This window comes from Sphingorhabdus sp., from assembly GCF_044354325.1.
In the GTDB taxonomy this organism is placed as follows: Bacteria; Pseudomonadota; Alphaproteobacteria; order Sphingomonadales; family Sphingomonadaceae; genus Sphingorhabdus_B.
The window spans coordinates 1-4,310 of the sequence record NZ_JBILAF010000145.1; the positions used below are offsets into that span (position 1 = coordinate 1).

The window sequence follows — 4,310 nt, forward strand, 5'->3', positions numbered from 1 at the left end:
GATGATGTCACAAATGGATAGGTGCCATGGTCGACATCCAGCAAAACGCCCTGCGCGCCTTCAAACAATATCCGCGCGCCTGCCTTGCGCACTTGATTCAACCGTTTCCACACTGGCTGCGCATATTCGAGAACGAACGGCGCAATTTCCTTCAGGTCAGCAATCAAACGAGCACGGTCTACGGGCGGCTCGCCAAAGCCGGCACGCAGCGCATCATGGTGCGCGCACAGACGGTCCAATTGCGCATCAAGCGCATCCAAATGCGCAAGATCGCAAACGCGAATGGCGCGGCGGCCGACCTTGTCTTCATAAGCAGGGCCAATACCGCGGCCCGTCGTGCCGATCTTGCCCGAACCGGCGGCGGCTTCACGCAAGCCATCTAAATCACGATGGATCGGCAAAATCAGCGCGCAATTGTCGGCAAGCGCGAAGTTCTCCGTCGTAATCGAAACCCCCTGCCCACGCAGCTTCGTCATTTCGTCGCGCAACGCCCATGGGTCCAGAACAACGCCATTGCCGATAATCGACAGCGTGCCCGTCACGATACCCGACGGCAGCAGCGACAATTTATATACATTTTCGCCGACCACCAAAGTGTGACCCGCATTATGTCCGCCCTGAAACCGGACCACTGCATCGGCGCGTTCCGCCAACCAGTCGACAATCTTACCTTTTCCCTCGTCGCCCCACTGAGCGCCAATTACGGTTACATTTGCCATCAGATATTCCCTGTCAAAGCCAGATAGCTCTGGGGCCTTTTTCTGCGCAGGAGCTTTTTCCTGCGAAGGGATTCGCCATGTGCTCCGTTATGATTATGATTGCGCTGCGTCCACCCTAAAGCAACGTGATGGACGATTTCAGACGATAACTGCCTGCCCGTTTGCCCATATATGGGTGCAGCCCAGCACGGCGGCGCTGTCATTATCGTCCAACGCAGCAACGGTAACCCAACCTTCGCTTCGCAATTTCGCGCCGGTGGCTGCATCGGTGCCGAGCGGCAGGAACAGGCGCTGCACATTGCTTTCTTCGGCCAAGTCAATCAACGGGTCTGGATACAACGAAAATCCAGTTGCGGCTTCGGATGGACCGTCCGGGCGGTTGATATAATAAGTGCCACCACGACCGAGCGCCGCGCTATAGCCTTTGGCGAAGATCGTAAAACCGAACCAACTTTGATATTCAAAGCCATGTCGTTCGGTGGGATCAAGCGTCACATTGGCACGGCCAGCGACCGTTGCGGCGATACTTTCCAGCGCCTGGATTCGCGATGCAAGTGCACCGCCAGCATCAATCGCACGCAATTTTTCAACCGCCGCATCAAATGGACCGGTCGCCGCGAGCAATGGCAGATAGGCATCCGCGCCCAACACGCTAAGGCCGCCAGCATCCTTCATATCCAGTTCGGAACGCACGGCATCGATTTTATCGGGGGCCAAAGGCAACGCCTTTTCAGCAAGCCGTTCGACCAAGTCAGGGAGGGTAAAATCGATTGTGATGTCTTTAACGCCCGCTGCCTCCAGCGCATCGATAGCGACGCCGACAATTTCGCACGCCGCAGCAACGCTGTCATTGCCGATCAATTCCGCGCCAAGCTGCGTCAATTCGCGCTCTGGTCGCAGCTGCTTTGCCTTCAGACGCAGAACCTGACCATGATAGCACAAACGCAGCGGCCGAGGAGATTCCTGCATCCGCGTTGTTGCAATACGCCCGACCTGAACGGTTATATCGCCACGTAACGCCAGCGTGTGTCCGGAAACAGGGTCGGTAAAACGCAAATGCTGATTACGCGCCGCGCCGCCACTGCGTTCGGCAAGCGCGCTTTCAAATTCGGCGATGGCTGGCGCTACTCTGGCATAGCCATAGCTTGTCAGCACATCGATCATGGCACGCGACACCCGCGCCGCAACCTCCGCTTGGGGAGGAAGTCGGTCGCGGAAGCCTTCGGGCAGCAAGTCGGGCGGAATCTTCATGCGCGTTCTTTACGCGAAAAGTTCTGGCGGGGAAGCCCCGCTTAGAACTTAAGCGCCTTTACTGTCTTCACGCCCGGAAGCGAAGCCAACTGCTTAAGAACAGCCTCTGGAATAGCGGCATCCATCGACAGCAAAAGAACCGCCTCGCCACCTGCACTGCGGCGACCCAAATGGAAGGTGCCGATATTCAAGCCAGCTTCACCCAATGCCGTACCGACACGGCCAATGAAACCCGGTGCATCTTCGTTGACGATATACAGCATGCTGCCTTCGAGCTCAGCTTCAAGGCTGATACCGAAAATCTCGACAAGCCGCGCTTCGCTATTGGCGAACAATGTGCCCGCAACCGAACGTGGGCCTTGCGCGGTGTTCACCGTGACACGCACCAATGTGTGATAGGCACCCGCCTTGTCATGGCGGACTTCACGGATATCAAATCCGCGCTCTTTTGCCAAAAACGGTGCGTTGACCATGTTCACCGCGTCCGAGAACCGCCGCATGAAACCGGAAAGAACCGCGGCGGTAATGGGCTTGATATTCAATTCGGCAGCAGCGCCCTCAACCTCAATCGCGATATTATCCAGATTGTCATGCGCAAGCTGGCCAACCAGCGAACCCAGCTTTTGCGCCAAGGTCATATATGGCTTCAACTTAGGTGCTTCTTCGGCAGACAGGCTAGGCATATTGAGCGCATTGGTCACGCCGCCATTGACGAGATAATCCGCCATCTGTTCCGCAACTTGCAGCGCAACATTGACCTGAGCTTCGTTGGTCGACGCACCCAAATGCGGGGTACAAATGAAGTTTGGCGTACCGAATAACGGCGATTCCTTCGCAGGCTCCGTTGCGAACACGTCAAGCGCAGCGCCGCCAACTTGGCCGCTGTCCAACGCTTCTTTCAACGCGGCTTCATCGACCAAGCCACCGCGCGCGCAGTTGATGATGCGCACGCCCTTTTTGGTTTTCGCCAAATTTTCTTTGGACAGGATATTGCGCGTCTGATCGGTCAATGGGGTGTGCAAGGTGATGAAATCAGCCTTGGCCAGCAGCGTGTCCAAGTCCGCCTTTTCCACGCCCATTTCAATGGCGCGTTCCGCCGTCAGGAACGGGTCAAAGGCAACGACCTTCATGCGCAGGCCCAGCGCGCGGCTTGCGACGATGGAGCCGATGTTCCCTGCACCGATCAGGCCAAGCGTCTTGCCAGTGACTTCAATGCCCATGAAGCCGTTTTTCGGCCAGAGGCCAGCCTGTGTCTGCGCATTTGCTTCTGGCAATTGGCGTGCCAGTGCGAACATCAATGCAATCGCGTGCTCGGCGGTGGTGATCGAGTTACCGAACGGCGTGTTCATGACGACAACGCCCTTTGCCGAGGCGTTCGGGATATCCACATTGTCGACGCCAATACCGGCCCGGCCAATAACCTTCAAATTGGTGGCCGCGTCGAGGATGGCCTTGGTGACCTTGGTTGAGCTGCGAATAGCAAGGCCATCATAATCGCCGATGATGGCGGCGAGCTCTTCAGGGCTTTTGTCGGTAATGACATCAACGTCACAGCCGCGTTCAGCGAAAATCTTCGCAGCGTTGGGATCCATTTTGTCGGAGATAAGTACGCGTGGTTTGGTCATGTTGAAATTCCTATATGTCTTTTGTCGTCATCCCCGACGTGATCGGGGATCGATGGACTGAAATGTAGGCTTGCGCGGACATGTGCGTTCACGGGTTCCCGCATTCGCGGGAATGGCACGGGTGGGATTTAAGCTTTGGCTTTCTTATAAGCCCAATCGAGCCAAGGGCCGAGCGCTTCAATATCTGCGGTATCGACAGTGGCGCCGCACCAAATACGCAGACCCGCAGGGGCATCGCGATATCCGGCGATGTCATAAGCCGCATCTTCCGCCTCAAGCAGTGACGCCATTTTCTTGATCATGGCTTCGTCCGCGCCCTCAACGGTCAGGCACACCGACGTCGTTGACCGAATAGCAGGGTCAGCGGCAAGAAAGCCGAGATAGTCACGTGCCTCAACGATTTTTGCGAGCGCGGCGGCATTGGCGTTACTACGGCCCATAAGGCCCTGCAAACCGCCAACGGTTTTCGCCCATTCAAGCGCGAAGATCACATCTTCCACCGCAAGCATCGATGGCGTGTTAATCGTCTCGCCCTTGAAGATCCCTTCGGCAAGTGCGCCTTTCGACATCAAGCGGAAAACTTTTGGAAGCGGCCATGCCGGGGTGTAATTTTCAAGCCGTTCCACAGCGCGCGGTCCGAGAATGAGCACGCCATGTGCACCTTCACCGCCGAGCACTTTTTGCCAGCTGAACGTTGTGACATCCAGCTTGTCCC

The 4,310-nt window shown here is 56.6% G+C and carries 3 protein-coding genes and 1 pseudogene; all 4 read right to left on the reverse strand.

What is annotated here, in order from left to right:
* A partial coding sequence (locus tag ACIQ0G_RS10390) for an adenylosuccinate synthetase (protein WP_397577840.1) occupies nt 1–719 on the reverse strand: 719 nt, incomplete at its 3' end.
* Between the two features lie 138 nt (nt 720–857).
* Complete coding sequence (locus ACIQ0G_RS10395; RefSeq protein ID WP_397577841.1) at nt 858–1,970, reverse strand: ATP phosphoribosyltransferase regulatory subunit; 1,113 nt, start codon at nt 1,968–1,970, stop codon at nt 858–860.
* Nucleotides 1,971–2,011: 41 nt separating this feature from the next.
* Nucleotides 2,012–3,595, reverse strand: a complete 1,584-nt coding sequence (gene serA, locus ACIQ0G_RS10400) for a phosphoglycerate dehydrogenase (protein WP_183939890.1) — start codon at nt 3,593–3,595, stop codon at nt 2,012–2,014.
* 128 nt (nt 3,596–3,723) lie between these two features.
* Nucleotides 3,724–4,310: pseudogene (locus ACIQ0G_RS10405) on the reverse strand (phosphoserine aminotransferase); the annotation flags it as partial.